The following is a 14,561-nucleotide window of genomic DNA, read 5'->3' on the forward strand; positions in this document are numbered from 1 at the left end:
GGACACCGGGGAGACGGCGGCGCGGCGCCCGGTCCGTGGGCCCCGCCGGGGCCGGGTGCCTCCGACCCGCGCAGCAGCGGGAGGCGCCTGGTCCCGGCGGTCACGAGATGTAGACGGACGTCTACATCTCGCTACGATCGACGCATGGAGACCGTCGGCACCCGAGAGCTCAAGCAGAACCCGCAGGCGGTGATCCAACGCGTGCTGTCGTCCGACGAGGAGATCGAGATCACGACCCACGGCCGACCGACGGGCGTCCGTCTCGTGGCGGACCGACCGCAGCGTGCACGCTGGGTGCCGGCGCACGCGCTCGCCGACCTGCGTCCGCTCGACGCCGAGGACGCGGTCGAGCTGCGCGAGCTGATCGCCGCACACCGCGACGACGCCGAGCCGCGTGACCCCTGGGAGGACCGCGCGTGATCCTGCTCGACACCGACGTGCTGGTGGATCTGCACCGGTACGCGTTGGACAGCGCGGAGCGCTACGCCGCCAGCATCCTGTCCCGCGCGGAGCTGGAGTTCGGCGTCCTCGCGGCCCGGGATCCGCAGGCCGCCGCGCACCGCCTTCGCTGGCTCAACGACCTGGACGACCGGTTCGACTGGCTCGAGTTCGACGTCGCGTCGAGCAGGTCGTACGGGATCGTCGCCTCGGGCGCGCGCGCGACCGGCGCGAAGGTGCGCGGGAAGGACGCGCTGATCGCGGCACAGGCGCATCGGCACGGCGCTGCGGTGATGACGGCGAACCTCGCGGACTTCCGGCCGTTCGACCACCTCGTCCGCGTGCTCGCCCCCTCGCCGCGCCCGTCCTGACCGCAGCGCGGACGGCACGAGGTCGTCGGTCGCGCCCGAGGTCGTCGGTTGCGCAGCCCTCCGGGGGACGGGACCGACGACCTCGGCGTGGCCCGGTCAGTCCGCCGGGCCCGCGATCAGGATGACCGTCGCGGTCCGCGCCGTGCCGTCGGCCGTCGTCCAGGTCAGCGTCACCTGGTCGCCGGGGGCGTGGTCCGCGAGCGCCGCGCTCAGCGCGTCCGCGTCCGCCACCGCGGTGCTGTCGACCGCGGTGACCGTGTCGCCCGCCGCCAGGCCGGCCTCGGCGGCCGGGGTCCCCTCGATCACGCCGGCGATCGTCGCGCCGCTGCTGCCGGTCGCGCCCGCGGCGCCGCCGACGCCGGGGACCGTCCCCAGCTGCACGCCCAGGAACGCCGGGTAGCCGAGCGTGATCGTGTCCGTGTCCTGGCCGGCCACGATCCGGGTCACCACGTCGAGCGCGTCGCCGACCGGGATCGCGAAGCCCGTGATGTCGGTCGAGCCCGACGACGCGGCGGTCGTGATGCCGACCACCTCGCCCTCGTCGTCCAGGAGCGCTCCCCCCGAGTCGCCGGACACCACGTCGGCGTCCACCTGGATCAGCCCGGTCAGCGACTCGCCGGCCGACGCGCCCTCGGCCTGGGTGGTGATGTCCTGGTCGAGCGCGGTGACCGTGCCGCCGGCCGCCAGCAGCACGCCGCCGCCCTCCGCGTTGCCGACCGCCGTGACGCCGTCGCCGACCGCGAGGTCGCCGTCGTCGTCCAGCGCGGCCGTCGCCAGCCCGGACGCGCCCTGCAGCTGCAGCACCGCGACGTCCGCGGTCGCGTCGGTGCCGACGACCTCGGCGACGTAGGTCCGACCGGTCGTGCCGATGGTGACGGTGATCTCCGTCGCGCCCTCGACGACGTGGTTGTTGGTCACGACCAGGCCGTCCGACGTCAGCACGACGCCGCTGCCCGCCGCCTCCGCGGACTGGTACCCGAGCACGGTGTCGACCAGGACGACGCCCTGCTGCTGCGCGTCGGTGGCCGTCGTGGCGTCGAGGGTGGCCGTGCCGGTGCCGGTCGAGGAGCCGGCACCCGGGAGCAGGCCGGTCGACGGGGCGCCGGAGCCGTCGCCGTCGCCGTGGCCCCACGCGGTGCCGCTCCAGCCGCCCGATCCGTCCCGCCCGGCCGTCGCGGTCAGGCCGGTGCCGGCGGCGTCGTCGGGCCACCCGGTCGCGACCGCCGAGCCGCCGAGCACCAGGCCCGCGGCGACGGCCCCCGACGTGAGCAGTCCGATCGCGGTGCGGCGCCGGCGGGAGCGCCGCGGCGCCGGCGCGGCGTCGGCGGTGGGGACGGCATCCGCGCGCTCGGGCTGCGCGGTCGACGCGGGGTCGTGCTGGTCCATGGGACACCTCCTGCGGGGCGCCGCGGTGGCGCCGACGGGAGGAAGACAACGCCCCGCACCCGGACGTCCGCTGGACCCTCCCTGTGCGCCGGCGATGAGCCGCGGCCCGCCGAGGCCGGCAGGTGCAGGTCGAGGTCGGCACCGGGGTGCCGACCTCGACCACGGGGTGCCGACCTCGGCGGGCCGGGCGCGTCAGGCGGTGAAGCGCTCCGCGCGCTCGACCACGCGGGCCGTGGCCGTCGCCCGGTCCCAGGTGTAGACGGTGCGGCCCTCGATGAGCACGTGCTCGGCGCGGGCGTGCACGTCGAGCGGGTCGCCGGACCAGACGACGACGTCGCCGTCGCGGCCCGGCTCCAGCGCGCCGACCCGGTCGTCCAGGCCGAGGAACGACGCCGGGTTGACTGTGAGGGCCTCGAGCGCCGTCTGCCGGGGCAGGCCGTCCTTCACCGCCAGCGTCGCCTGGTGCACGAGGAAGTTGATCGGCACGACGGGGTGGTCGGTGGTGATCGCGACCCGGACACCCGCCTTCGCGAGCGCCGCCAGGTTGGCGATCGCCCGGTCCCGCAGCTCGACCTTCGACCGCGAGGTGAACATCGGGCCGAAGATCACCGGGATGTCGCGCTCGGCGATGACGTCGGCGATCTTGTGGCCCTCGGTGCCGTGGTTGAGCACCAGCCGGTAGCCGAACTCGTCGGCCAGGCGGATCGCGGTCACCAGGTCGTCGTGCCGGTGCGCGTGCTGGTCCCAGGCGAGCTCGCCGTCCAGCACCCGGGCGAGCGTTTCCAGGCCGAGGTCGGTCTTGAACGGCTCGCCCTTGGCCTCGGCGGCGGCGCGCGCCGCCCGGTAGTGCTGCGCCTCGGTGAACGCCTGCCGGATGATCAGCGCCGTGCCCAGCCGGGTCGACGGGGTCTGGTTCTTCCCGGCGTAGACGCGCTTCGGGTTCTCGCCCAGCGCCGACTTCACGCTCACCGCGGCGCGGATGACCTGCTCGTCGATCGTGCGGCCGCCCCAGGACTTGATCGCGACCGACTGGCCGCCGATCGGGTTGCCCGAGCCGGGCTTCACCACGACCGAGGTGACGCCGCCGGACAGCGCGTCGCGGAAGCCCTCGTCGTCGATGTTGATCGCGTCGATCGCCCGGACCGCCGCCATGTTGGGGCCCGTCATCTCGTTGACGTCGTCACCCGCGACGCCCTCGCCCTCCTCGTGGATGCCGATGTGGCCGTGCGCCTCGACGAAGCCGGGCAGCACCCAGCGGCCGGTCGCGTCGACGACGGTCGCGCCCTCGGGGACGGCGACGTCCACGCCGACGGCCTCGATGCGGCCGTCGCGGATCAGGACGGTGCCGCCGTCGATCGGGTCGGAGGAGACGGGGACGACATGGCCGCCGGTGACGGCGACGACGGAGGAGGTCATGGCCTCCACCGTACGTCGGCCCCCGGCCCGCCCGACCCGCGCCCGGCGAGGTCGCGGTGCCGCGCGGCGGCCCGGTGTGGCACCGTGGCCGGGTGCGATACGTGATCATCGGCGCCGGCGCGGTCGGCGGGACCATCGGCGGGCTGCTGGCGGAGGCGGGGCGCAAGGTCGTGCTCGTCGCCCGCGGCGCCCACCTGGACGCGATGCGGGACGCCGGCCTGCACCTCACCACCCCGGCCGGCGCGCGGGTGGTCCGCGCCGCGACCGCGGCCGGCCCCGAGGACGTCGACCTGCGGGCGGGCGACGTGCTGGTGCTGGCGGTCAAGGGCCAGGACACCGCGGCGACGACGGCGCAGTGGGCGGGCCGCCCGGTCGCCGGCGGGCGCACCGCGGGCGAGGACCTGCTGCTGGTCTGCGCGCAGAACGGGGTGGACAACGAGCGCACGGCGCTGCGCCGGTTCGCCCGGGTCGCCGGCATGTGCGTGTGGCTGCCCGCGACGTTCCTCGAGCCCGGCCGGGTGTCGGCGGCCGGCAGCCCGGTGACGGGCGTGCTGACCATGGGCTCGTACCCCGTCGGCGAGCCGGACCCCGACCTGGCCGCCGTGAGCGCCGACCTGGAGGCCGTCGGCTTCCGCGCGCCCGTCGTGCGGGACGTCATGGCGTGGAAGTACGCGAAGCTGCTGAGCAACCTCGGCAACGCCGTCGAGGCCCTGTGCGGCCCGGTGCGCGAGCCCGCCGCGAAGGAGCTGCTGTCCGCGACGGTGGCCGAGGCGCGCGAGGTGCTCGCCGCCGCCGGCATCGAGCCGACCTCCCCGGAGGAGGAGGCCGCGGCGCGGGGCGACTTCACGCTCGTCGAGCTGCCGGGCGTCACGCGGCTCGGCGGGTCGTCGTGGCAGAGCCTGGTGCGCGGCGCGGGGTCGATCGAGGCGGCGTACCTGAACGGCGAGATCGTGCTGCTCGGCCGGCTGCACGGGGTCGCGACCCCCCTGAACGCCGCCCTGCTCCGGCTGGCCGAGGCCGCCGCGGCCGCCGGCGAGCAGCCCGGCGGGCACGACGCGGCCGAGATCCTCGGCGCCGCGCGGGCCGCGGCCTGAGCGGAGCGGTGGTGGCGAGCGGGGCGCCCGGCGGGGCCGGCGGGCCGGGGGCGGTCGGGCCGGAGGCGGTCGGGCCGGAGGCGGTCGGGCCGGGTGCGGTCGGGGCGGGTGCGCCCGGACGCGCGGCGGGCGACGACGGACCCGGTGCCGCGCCGGGCTCCGCCACGCCTCCGCCCGCCGCCGCGGCCAAGCCGCTGCCCCCCGGCCCGCCGTCGACCCGCGTCGACCGCTGGGTGTGGGCGGTCCGGCTGACCAAGACCCGCGCCGCGGCGGCGACCGCGTGCCGCGCCGGGCACGTACGGGTCAACGGCGAGCGCGCCAAGCCGGCCACGTCGGTGAAGGTCGGTGACGAGGTCCGGGTCCGGGGCGAGGGGCCCGAGCGGATAGTCGAGGTCGCGCACGTCCTGGAGCGGCGCGTCGGCGCCGAGCCCGCGGCCCGGTGCTACATCGACCGCACCCCGGCTCCCCCGCCGCCCGAGCAGGTGGCGGTGGCGGCGCAGCGGGACCGCGGCGCGGGCCGGCCGACGAAGCGCGAGCGCCGCGAGATCGACCGGCTCCGCGGCCGCTGACCCGCCGCACCCGCGCCCCGCGCCCCGCGCCCCGCGCCTCGCGCCGAGTGTCCAGAAACTCGCCCGATCTGGGCGGATTCGTCCGGCAGTTTCTGGACACTCGGCCCCGGGCCGAGCCGCTCGGGCAGAGCCAGCCTGGCCGAGCCGGGCGGCCGAGCCGAGTGGGGCGGCCCGCCCGGGGCCCGCGCGGGTCAGGCCGAGCCGACCAGCGGGCCGACGCCCAGCCGCGCCGCCAGGGCCATCGCGTCGACCGGCGCGCGCACCTTCACGTCGTTGTCGAAGTACACGAACACGTCCCGCCCCTGCGGCGCCGGCGCCGCCGCGGGACCGAGCCGGCGCGCGTCCTCGGGCTCGCCGCCCGCCGCCCACGCGCGCACCCGCGCCGCCCACCGGTCGAGCGCCGGGTCGTCGTAGCCGGACACGTAGAGCTCGGAGTCGCCGTGCAGCCGCACGTAGACCACGTCGGACGTGACGTCCTCCAGGTACGGCCACTTCCCGGCGGTGTCGGCGACCACCAGCCCGATGCCGTGCTCGCGCAGCAGCGCGGGGAACTCGGGGGTCTCGAACGTCGCGTGCCGCACCTCGAGCACGTGCCGCAGCGGGCGGTCCTCGTCCGTCGTGGTCCAGGCGCGGTCGTCGAGCCGCTCGTCGTGCCGGGCGGCCAGCTCCGCGGCGGCGGCCGTCGTGCGCGGCAGCAGGTCGAAGAACCGGGCGAGCCGGTCCGGGTCGTAGCCGAGCGTCGGCGGCAGCTGCCAGAGCACCGGGCCGAGCGCCGGGCCCAGCGCCAGCACCCCGGACGCGAAGAAGTTCGCCAGCGGCACCTCGACGTCGGCGAGCTTCTTCATGTGGGTGACGAACCGGCCGCCCTTGACCGAGAACACGAAGTCCTCCGGGACCTCCGCGCGCCACGCCTGGTACGACCCGGGGCGCTGCAGCGCGTAGAACGAGCCGTTGATCTCGATGGTCCCCAGGTGCCGGGACGCGTGCTCGAGCTCCCGGCGCTGCGCCAGCCCCTTCGGGTAGAACACCCCGCGCCAGGGCGCGTACCGCCAGCCCGAGATGCCGATGCGGACGGTCGAGGTCATGGCCGGACCGTAGGCACGGCGCCCGGGCCCGGCAACCGCTCCGGACGGGTGACGCGCGGCGCGCGTCGCCGCGCGTTTCCCCGTTCGACACGCGCGGGACGCCCGGTGGCGGTATGCCTGGCGGGTGCACGCCGACCCCGCCCCGCTCCCGCCGACGCCGCCGGGGCCCGCCGCCGGCCCGGCGACCCCCGCCGGCGCCGCGCCCGCCGCGCCCGCGCCCGCCCCCGGCGCGCGCCGCCGCATCGCCGCCTGGGCGCTGTGGGACTGGGGATCCGCGGCGTTCAACGCCGTCATCACGACCTTCGTGTTCACCCGCTGGCTCACGAGCGACGCGTTCGTCGACCCGGCCGTGGTCGCGGAGGGCGGCGACGCCCTGGACGCGGCGCTGGCCCGGCACTCGACCTGGCTGGGCTGGGGCCTGACGGCGGCGGGCGTGCTCATCGCCCTGCTCGCCCCGCTGAGCGGGACCCGGGCGGACGGCTCCGGGCGCCGGCGGCGCAACCTCGCGGTGCAGACCGCCGTGACGGTCGCGCTGTGCGCCGCGATGGCCCTCGTCCGGCCCGACCCGGGCTCGCTGACCGCGAACCTGCTCCTGGGCATCGCGCTGCTCGCGACCGCGAACCTCACGTTCGAGCTGGCGAGCGTGCACTACAACGCCCTGCTCCCCCGGGTCGCGACGCCCGCGACGCTCGGCCGGGTCAGCGGGCTGGGCTGGGGAGCGGGCTACCTGGGCGGCATCGTGCTGCTGCTCGTGCTGTTCGTCGGGTTCATCAACCCGGAGGTGGGCTGGTTCGGGGTCACCGGCGAGGACGGGGTGAACATCCGGGTCGCGGTCCTGGTGTCGGCGCTGTGGTTCGGGGTGTTCGCGATCCCCGTCCTCCTCGCCGTGCCCGACGACCCGGCGGAGGCCGCCGCCCGGACGCGCCGGCCCGGCGTCGTCGAGGCGTACCGCCGGATCGTCGCCGACGTCTGCGACCTGTGGCGGACCTCACGCAGCACGGTCTGGTTCCTGCTGGCCAGCGCCGTCTACCGCGACGGGCTCGCGGGCGTGTTCACGTTCGGCGCCGTCATCGCGTCGGGCACCTTCGGGTTCTCGGCGAGCGAGGTGGTCGTGTTCGCGATCGCCGCGAACGTGGTCGCCGGCATCTCGACGCTCGCGGCCGGGGCGCTCGACGACCGCGTCGGCCCGCGGGTGCTGATCGTGGTGTCCCTGGCGGGGCTGGTCGTCGCCGGCGTCGCGACGTTCGCGCTGGCCGGCGCCGGCGCGTCCGCGTTCTGGGTGTGCGGGCTGCTGCTCTGCCTGTTCGTCGGCCCGGCGCAGTCGGCGAGCCGGTCGCTGCTCACCCGGATCGCACCGCCCGGCCGGGAGAGCCAGATCTTCGGCCTGTACGCGACCACCGGCCGTGCCGCGAGCTTCCTGGCGCCGTTCGCGTTCTCGACCACCGTGGCGGTCGCCGGGTCGCAGCGGTGGGGCATCCTGGGCATCGTGCTCGTGATCGCGATCGGCCTCGCCGCGCTGCTGCCGCTGCACCTGGCGGCGGCACGGCCCGGGGCGCGCGCGGCCGGCCCGGGGCGCGCGTGACCGGCTGGCGGCCCGACCCGCTCGGGCCCGGCTGGGAGCAGCGCACGCTCGCGCTCTCCACCACCGACCCGGACCTGGTCGCGACCGTCGTCCGCCGCGCCCCCGACCCGGGGTCGGCCCCCGGCGGCCCCGCGGTGCTGCACGTGCACGGGTTCAACGACTACTTCTTCCAGACCCACCTGGCCGACGCGTTCGCCGCGGCGGGCCACACGTTCTACGCGGTCGACCTGCGCCGGTGCGGCCGGTCGTGGCGCGAGGGGCAGGTGCCGCACTACGTCGACGACCTCGCCGAGTACCGCGCCGACCTGGGGCTGGCGGCGCGCCTGGTGCGCGAGGAGCTCGGCCACGACCGGCTCACCGTGCACGGCCACTCGACCGGCGGGCTGACCGCGGCGCTGTGGGCGGACAGCCCCGGCGGCCGCGCCGCCGTCGACGCGCTCGTGCTGAACAGTCCCTGGTTCGACCTGAACGCCCGCTGGTTCCAGCGCGTGGTGTCGACGTGGGTGCTCGACAGCCTGGGGCCGGTCGACCCGATGCGGGTGCTCGCGGACGGACCGTCGGCCTACTCGTGGCACCTGCACGCCGACCACGGCGGGCGCTGGGCGTACGACCGCGCGCTCAAGCCCGCCGAGGGCTTCCCGGTGCGCGCCGGGTGGCTGCGCGCGGTGCGCCGGGGCCAGGCGCGGCTCGCGCGCGGGCTGCGGATCGAGGCGCCCGTCCTGGTGTGCACGGCCGCGGAGTCCGGGCCGAACGCGCGGTCCAACCCGCTGCTCGACGCCCAGGACACGGTGCTCGACGTGCGGCAGATCTGGGCCCGCGCGCCCAGGCTCGGCGACGACGTCACCCTCGTGACGGTCGCGGGCGGCATCCACGACCTCGCGTTGTCGGCCGACGGCCCGCGGGCGGAGTACCTGCGCACCGTCACGGAGTTCCTGGCCCGGGTGCAGGGCGACCGCGCGGCCTGACGCCCGCCGTCAGCCCGGCAGCCCCGCCGCGTCGATCAGCGTCGCGGCGGCCGCCCGCGCCTGGGCCGCCGCCTCGGGCGTGCCCGCGATCGCCGCCGTCGTCTGCGCGCCCTCGGCGAGGATCGCCAGCTGCGCCGCGAGCGCACGCGGCCCGCCGGCGTCCGCCACGAGCGCCGCCACGTAGTCCTGGAACGCCGCCTTGTGCGCGCGCACGATCTCCGCGACGTCGGGCGAGCACCCGCCCAGCTCGCCGAACGAGTTGATGAAGATGCAGCCGTGGAAGTCGGTCTCGCCGAACCAGCGGGCCAGGTGGTCGTACACGGCGAGCAGCCCCTCCCGGGGGGTCGCAGCGGCGGCGACGGCGGCGCGCACGCCGGTCTCCCACAGGGCGCTGCGCCGGCGCAGCACCTCGGCGACGATCGCGTCCTTGCCGCCGAACAGCTTGTACAGCCGCTTCAGGGGCACGTCGGCCTCGGTGCGCAGCTCGTCCATGCCGACCGCCTGGATGCCGCGCCCGTAGTAGAGCCGGTCCGCCGCCTCCAGCACCCGCTCGCGCAGCTCGTCGTCGGACAGGCCCGGGCGGGCCGCCTCCTGCACCTGGCTCATGGCCGCCCACCTCCGGGGGTTGCATCGAAAACGCTCGTTCTCTAGTGTAGGCGACATCGCGGAGAACGACCGTTCTCCATTGTCAGGGAGAAGGCAGACCATGCCGTTCATCACCGTGGGCACCGAGAACACCACGTCGATCGACCTGTACTACGAGGACCACGGGACCGGGCAGCCGGTCGTGCTGATCCACGGGTACCCCCTCGACGGGCACTCCTGGGAGAAGCAGTCCGCCGCGCTGCTCGACGCCGGCTACCGCGTCATCACCTACGACCGCCGCGGCTTCGGGCAGTCCAGCCAGCCGACCACCGGGTACGACTACGACACGTTCGCGGCCGACCTGAAGACGGTGCTCGACACCCTCGACCTGCGGGACGCGGTCCTCGTCGGCTTCTCGATGGGCACGGGCGAGGTCGGCCGGTACCTCGGCACGTACGGCTCCGAGCGCGTGGCGAAGGCCGTGTTCCTCGCCTCGCTCGAGCCGTTCCTGCTCCGGACCGACGACAACCCGACCGGCGTCCCGGGCGAGGTCTTCGACGGCATCCTCTCGGCCGTCACCGCCGACCGGTACGCCTACTTCACCAGCTTCTACGCCGACTTCTACAACACGGACGAGAACCTGGGGTCGCGGCTGTCGGAGGAGGCGCTGCGGCACTCGTGGGACGTCGCCGCCGGGGCGTCCTGGTTCGCGTCCAGCGCGGTCGTGCCGGCCTGGCTGACGGACTTCCGCGGCGACCTGCCGAAGGTCGACGTGCCGGCGCTCATCGTGCACGGCACCGCCGACCGGATCCTGCCGATCGACGCGACGGGCCGCCCGTTCCACGCGGCGCTGCCGCAGGCGGAGTACGTCGAGATCGAGGGCGCCCCGCACGGGATGCTCTGGACCCACGCGGCCGAGGTCACCGAGGTCCTGCTGGACTTCCTCAAGCGCTGACCCCGCCCCGCGGCCCTCGAGTGGACGATCTGGCCCGACACGCCCCGGCGTGTCGGGCCGGATCTTCCACTCGTCGCTGCGACCGACGCCCGAGGCCCATGTCGGCGGCGTCCGGCATGCTGGTGGGGTGCAGCACCCGACCGACCGCGCGCTGACCGCCGCGTACGTCCCCGACGGCCCGCTGGACGTGCGGCTCACGCTCATGCTGGTCCGCCGCGGCGGCCTCGACCCGGCACTGCGGATCGACCGCGACGGCACGGTCTGGCACGCGCTGCGCACGGCGGACGGCCCCGCGACCCTGCACCTGCGGCCCGGACCCGGCGGGGTCGCTGCCGCGGCGTGGGGGCCCGGCGCCGCGCGGGCGCTGGCCGGGCTGCCGGACCTGCTGGGCGCCCGGGACGACCCGCGCACGTTCGACCCGGTCGGTCACCTGGCGCTCGCCGCCGCGCACCGCCGGCTGCGGGGGCTGCGCATCCCCCGGACCGGCGACGTCCTCGGCGCGCTGGTCCCGGCGGTCCTCGAGCAGCGCGTGGTGACGGTGGACGCGCACCACGCCTGGCGCTGGCTGCTGCTGCGGCACGGCGAGACCCCGCCGGGGCCCGCGCCCGCCGGCATGCGGGTGCCGCCGGACGCGCTCGGCTGGCGGCGGGTGCCGGTGTGGGACTGGCGCCGGGCCGGCGTGGACGACCAGCGGTCGTCGACGATCCTGCGGGCCGCCGCCGTCGCGCGCCGGCTGCAGGAGGTGCTGGACGTCGCCCCGGACGCGCCGGGCGCCGCCGCGGAGGTGCGGCGCCGGCTGGCCACCGTCCCGGGCGTCGGGGTGTGGACCGTCGCGGAGACCACCCGCCGCGCGCTCGGGGACCCCGACGCCGTGTCCGTCGGGGACCTGCACCTCCCCCGGCTCGTCGGCACCGCGATCGCGGGCCGCCGCGTCGAGCAGGAGGAGGTCCTCGACGTGCTCGCGCCCTGGGCGCCGCACCGCGGCCGCGTCGTGCGGCTGCTGGAGCTCACGGACCGGTCGCGCGCGCCCCGCACGCGCCCCCGCCCCCGCCGCGCGGTCCGGCCGGCCTGACCGCGCGCGGGGTCGGGCGCCTCGCGCGCGGCACCCCGCGCCGCGACACCGACGTCCACCGCCGCGCCCCGGAATACCGCGTCCCCGCGCGCCGCTGCACAATGGACCGTCCGACAGACCCACCCACGAGGGAGCCTTCGTGAACCAGCCCCGCATGAACGTCGAGTCGTTCAACCTCGACCACCGGACCGTCGCCGCGCCGTACATCCGGCTCGCCGACAAGAAGGTGCTCCCGGCGGGCGACGTGCTCAGCAAGTTCGACATCCGGTTCACGCAGCCGAACAAGGCGCACCTGGAGATGCCGGTCGTGCACTCCCTGGAGCACATGTTCGCCGAGCACTCGCGCAACCACAGCGACCGGGTCATCGACTTCTCCCCGATGGGCTGCCAGACCGGCTTCTACCTGATCCTGCAGGGCGAGTGGGCCGAGGACGACGTCGCCACCCTGGTCCAGGACACGCTGGAGGACATCACGACGGCCGGCGAGGTCCCGGCCGCGAACGAGGTGCAGTGCGGCTGGGGCGCCAACCACACGCTCGAGGGCGCGCAGGGCGCCGCGCGGGAGTTCCTCGCGCACCGCGCCGAGTGGAGCACGGTGACCGCGTGACGGCGCCCGACCTGACCCCGCTCGCCGAGGTCGAGGCCGTCGTCGCGGTCGCGATGCCGGACGAGGCCGCGCCGTTCCTCGAGCGGGCCGACGCCGTCGGCGAGCCCGCGACCGTCGGCGGCGCCGAGCACCACGTGCTCACGCTCGCCGGCCGCCGCGTGCTGCTGGTCCGGGGCGGCATCGGCCTGGCCAACGCGGCGTCCGCCGCCTCGGCCGCGCTGGTGCTCGTGTCCGCGGCCCGTGGCGGCGAGGCCCCCGCGGCGCTGATCAGCGCCGGCAGCGCCGGCGGCGTCCAGGCGGGCGTGCACGTCGGCGACGTCGTCGTCGGCACCGAGCACGTGTACACGAACGCGGACGCCCGGGCGTTCGGCTACGCGCTCGGCCAGGTGCCGGGCATGCCGGCGACCTACCACGGGGACCAGGGCCTGCGCGGCGCGGCCCTCGGCGCGGACGCCGGCGACCTCACGGTCCGTGCCGGCCTGATGCTGTCGAGCGACGCGTTCGTCGACGCGACCCTGGTCGGCCCGGTGCGCGAGCAGTTCCCCGGTGGCCTGTCGACCGACATGGAGACCACGGCGCTGGCCCAGGTCGCGCACGTGTACGGCGTGCCGTTCCTGGCCGTGCGCGGCATCTCGGACCTCTGCGGCCCGGCCGGCGCGGACGACTTCCTCACGCACGTGGACGACGCCGCGGACCGCTCGGCGGCCGTGGTCGCGGGCCTGCTCGCGCGGGTGGGCGCCCCCGCCTGACGACGACGACCGGCGCGCCGGGGACCGAGGATCCGCCTCAGCCCCCGGCGCGCCGGCCGCCCTCGTCGCCCGCCGCGCCGGACCCCGCGCCGCGCCGCCCGCCGCGCCCCGCCGTCGCGCGGTCCCCTGAGCGCCGCCCGGAGGCGCGGCCGCCCGCGGCGCCGACGGCGCCCGCACCGCCCCGGCGGTCGTCGCCGAGCTTCGCCGCGTACATCACCTGGTCGGCGTCGTGCAGCAGCCGCTCGGTCGTGTGCGAGGCGTCCGCCGTCGCGGCGCCGACGCTGGCGCTGACCCGCGCCCACGCCCCGCCGACCGGCACGGACACCTGCCCCATCGCCTGCACCGCGGCGATCGCGCGCCGCACCGCGGCGGGCGTCCCGCTGACCAGCACGGCGAACTCGTCCCCGCCCAGCCGCGCGACGGCGCCGGACGGCGGGACGATCTCCCGCAGCCGGTCCGCGACGGCGACCAGCACCCGGTCGCCGACCGCGTGGCCGAAGCTGTCGTTCACGGCCTTGAAGTCGTCCAGGTCCACGTACAGGACGGCGACGCCGCGGCGCCCGCCGACCGCGCGGGACAGCGCGTCGTCGACCAGCCGGTGGAAGTGCGCGCGGTTGACCAGCCCCGTGAGGGCGTCGTGGTCGACCATGTGCGCGAGCCGCTCCTCGAGCGTCTTCTCCTGCGTGACGTCGAGCAGCACGCCGTGCAGCCGCGGGCTGCCGTCGAGGTCCCGGCGCAGCACGGCGTCGTCCCGCACCCACACGTCGTGGCCGTCGCGGTGCCGCAGCCGGTAGGTGATCGACGGCAGCATCTCGCCGTCCGCCACGCCCGCCCGCAGCGCCTCCTCGTGCGTGCGCACCGGCCGGTCGGCCGGGTGGATCGTGCGCGCCCACGCCGTCGGGTCGGTCAGCCAGTCCTGCGCCGGGTACCCGAGCATCCACTCCAGGCGCGGGCTCACGTACTCGAACCGGCCGCCGGGCCCGGGCTCGGCGATGTACACGACCGCGGGCACGTGCTCCACGAGCAGGCGGTAGTGCAGCTCCGCGGCCCGGAGCTCGTCCGCCAGCCGCTTCCGCTCCGTGATGTCCTGCACCATGCCGATGGCGTAGTCCGGCCGGCCGTCGGCGTCCCGGACCAGCGAGACGGTCAGGTCGGTCCACAGCGTGCTGCCGTCCTTGCGGACGAACCGCTTCTGCATGGCGAACCCGCCGGCGTCGTCGTCGACCATGGCCCGGAACAGCCGGTCGTTCTCCGCCTGGTCCTCGGGCGCCGTGTACTCGGCGAACGGCATCGCCGCGAACTCCTCGGTGGAGTAGCCGAGCAGCTGCCGGAGGGTGTCGTTGGTCAGCGGCGTGCGCCCGTCGAGCTGCACCAGGCCGATGCCGACCGGCGCCGCCTCGATGAGGCTCTCGAGCTGCCGGATCCGCTGGTTCTGCCGGGCCACGACCTCGGCGAGGTCCTCGGCGGCGGGGGCGTCCGCGCGTCGGCGGCGCCGGGGCAGGCCGGGCACGCGGCCCGCGCCCTCCGCGGCGGACGCGGGCGAGCGCGGCGTCAGGCCGTCCAGCGGGAAGGACCCGTCCCGGGTCAGCGCGGCGAGCGCCCCGCGGAGCACCCGCGCTCCCTCGGCGGCCTCCCAGCCTTCCTGCGACCCTGCGCCGTCCACCCGATCCCTCGCCTCACGTGCCAC

At 76.6% G+C, this 14,561-nt stretch carries 15 protein-coding genes; 10 read left to right on the forward strand and 5 right to left on the reverse strand.

Features of this window, described 5'->3' with window-relative positions; translation table 11 throughout:
* Positions 1-144 precede the first annotated feature (144 nt).
* The gene (locus tag Cpa01nite_RS10925; RefSeq protein ID WP_203668792.1) at positions 145-420 is read left to right on the forward strand and encodes a type II toxin-antitoxin system Phd/YefM family antitoxin; all 276 of its coding nucleotides are present in this window, start codon (positions 145-147) and stop codon (positions 418-420) included.
* On the forward strand, positions 417-809 hold the full coding sequence (locus Cpa01nite_RS10930; RefSeq protein ID WP_203668793.1) for a PIN domain-containing protein: 393 nt from the start codon (positions 417-419) through the stop codon (positions 807-809). Before Cpa01nite_RS10925 ends, Cpa01nite_RS10930 begins: the two co-directional genes overlap by 4 nt.
* Before the next feature lie 96 nt (positions 810-905).
* Here the strand turns inward: Cpa01nite_RS10930 and Cpa01nite_RS10935 are convergent, their stop codons facing one another.
* Both Cpa01nite_RS10935 and Cpa01nite_RS10940 read right to left on the reverse strand, forming a co-directional pair.
* A complete protein-coding gene (locus tag Cpa01nite_RS10935; RefSeq protein ID WP_203668794.1) occupies positions 906-2,195 on the reverse strand; it encodes a S1C family serine protease in 1,290 nt (429 codons plus the stop codon).
* Between the two features lie 192 nt (positions 2,196-2,387).
* Positions 2,388-3,611: an amidohydrolase gene (locus Cpa01nite_RS10940; protein ID WP_203668795.1), complete on the reverse strand. Its 1,224-nt coding sequence runs from the start codon at positions 3,609-3,611 to the stop codon at positions 2,388-2,390.
* Positions 3,612-3,703: 92 nt separating this feature from the next.
* Between Cpa01nite_RS10940 and Cpa01nite_RS10945 the strand changes: the two genes are divergently transcribed.
* Together Cpa01nite_RS10945 and Cpa01nite_RS10950 are read left to right on the forward strand one after the other, a co-directional pair.
* Positions 3,704-4,705 (forward strand): ketopantoate reductase family protein, encoded by a 1,002-nt coding sequence (locus Cpa01nite_RS10945; RefSeq protein WP_203668796.1) that lies wholly within the window; start codon positions 3,704-3,706, stop codon positions 4,703-4,705.
* Positions 4,706-4,899: 194 nt separating this feature from the next.
* Complete coding sequence (locus Cpa01nite_RS10950; RefSeq protein WP_203668833.1) at positions 4,900-5,274, forward strand: RNA-binding S4 domain-containing protein; 375 nt, start codon at positions 4,900-4,902, stop codon at positions 5,272-5,274.
* Between the two features lie 191 nt (positions 5,275-5,465).
* On the opposite strand, the gene Cpa01nite_RS10955 is transcribed toward Cpa01nite_RS10950, so the two are convergent.
* Positions 5,466-6,359 carry a DUF72 domain-containing protein gene (locus Cpa01nite_RS10955; RefSeq protein ID WP_203668797.1) on the reverse strand — a complete coding sequence of 298 codons (894 nt, stop codon included), beginning with the start codon at positions 6,357-6,359 and terminating at the stop codon, positions 5,466-5,468.
* A 124-nt stretch (positions 6,360-6,483) separates the two neighbouring features.
* Here Cpa01nite_RS10955 and Cpa01nite_RS10960 point away from each other — a divergent pair, with 124 nt between their 5' ends.
* Entirely contained in the window at positions 6,484-7,941 is a 1,458-nt protein-coding gene (locus Cpa01nite_RS10960) for an MFS transporter (RefSeq protein WP_203668798.1), read from the forward strand.
* Complete coding sequence (locus Cpa01nite_RS10965) at positions 7,938-8,906, forward strand: alpha/beta hydrolase (protein WP_203668799.1); 969 nt, start codon at positions 7,938-7,940, stop codon at positions 8,904-8,906. The genes Cpa01nite_RS10960 and Cpa01nite_RS10965 overlap by 4 nt, the downstream gene beginning before the upstream one ends.
* Before the next feature lie 9 nt (positions 8,907-8,915).
* Here the strand turns inward: Cpa01nite_RS10965 and Cpa01nite_RS10970 are convergent, their stop codons facing one another.
* Positions 8,916-9,512, reverse strand: coding sequence for a TetR/AcrR family transcriptional regulator (locus Cpa01nite_RS10970; protein WP_239068710.1), 597 nt, complete (start codon positions 9,510-9,512; stop codon positions 8,916-8,918).
* Positions 9,513-9,612: 100 nt separating this feature from the next.
* Between Cpa01nite_RS10970 and Cpa01nite_RS10975 the strand changes: the two genes are divergently transcribed.
* The 4 genes from Cpa01nite_RS10975 (at position 9,613) to mtnN (ending at position 12,874) form a co-directional block, all read left to right on the forward strand.
* Positions 9,613-10,446 (forward strand): alpha/beta fold hydrolase, encoded by an 834-nt coding sequence (locus tag Cpa01nite_RS10975; RefSeq protein WP_203668800.1) that lies wholly within the window; start codon positions 9,613-9,615, stop codon positions 10,444-10,446.
* A gap of 127 nt (positions 10,447-10,573) precedes the next feature.
* A complete protein-coding gene (locus tag Cpa01nite_RS10980; protein ID WP_203668801.1) occupies positions 10,574-11,518 on the forward strand; it encodes a DNA-3-methyladenine glycosylase family protein in 945 nt (314 codons plus the stop codon).
* Positions 11,519-11,672: 154 nt separating this feature from the next.
* Entirely contained in the window at positions 11,673-12,125 is a 453-nt protein-coding gene (locus Cpa01nite_RS10985) for an S-ribosylhomocysteine lyase (protein WP_203668835.1), read from the forward strand.
* Entirely contained in the window at positions 12,122-12,874 is a 753-nt protein-coding gene (mtnN, locus tag Cpa01nite_RS10990; protein ID WP_239068711.1) for a 5'-methylthioadenosine/S-adenosylhomocysteine nucleosidase, read from the forward strand. The genes Cpa01nite_RS10985 and mtnN overlap by 4 nt, the downstream gene beginning before the upstream one ends.
* 37 nt (positions 12,875-12,911) lie before the next feature.
* On the opposite strand, the gene Cpa01nite_RS10995 is transcribed toward mtnN, so the two are convergent.
* Complete coding sequence (locus Cpa01nite_RS10995) at positions 12,912-14,537, reverse strand: sensor domain-containing diguanylate cyclase (protein WP_203668802.1); 1,626 nt, start codon at positions 14,535-14,537, stop codon at positions 12,912-12,914.
* Positions 14,538-14,561 lie beyond the last annotated feature (24 nt).

Origin of the sequence: Cellulomonas pakistanensis (genome assembly GCF_016862755.1) — a bacterium.
Lineage (GTDB): Bacteria > Actinomycetota > Actinomycetes > Actinomycetales > Cellulomonadaceae > Cellulomonas > Cellulomonas pakistanensis.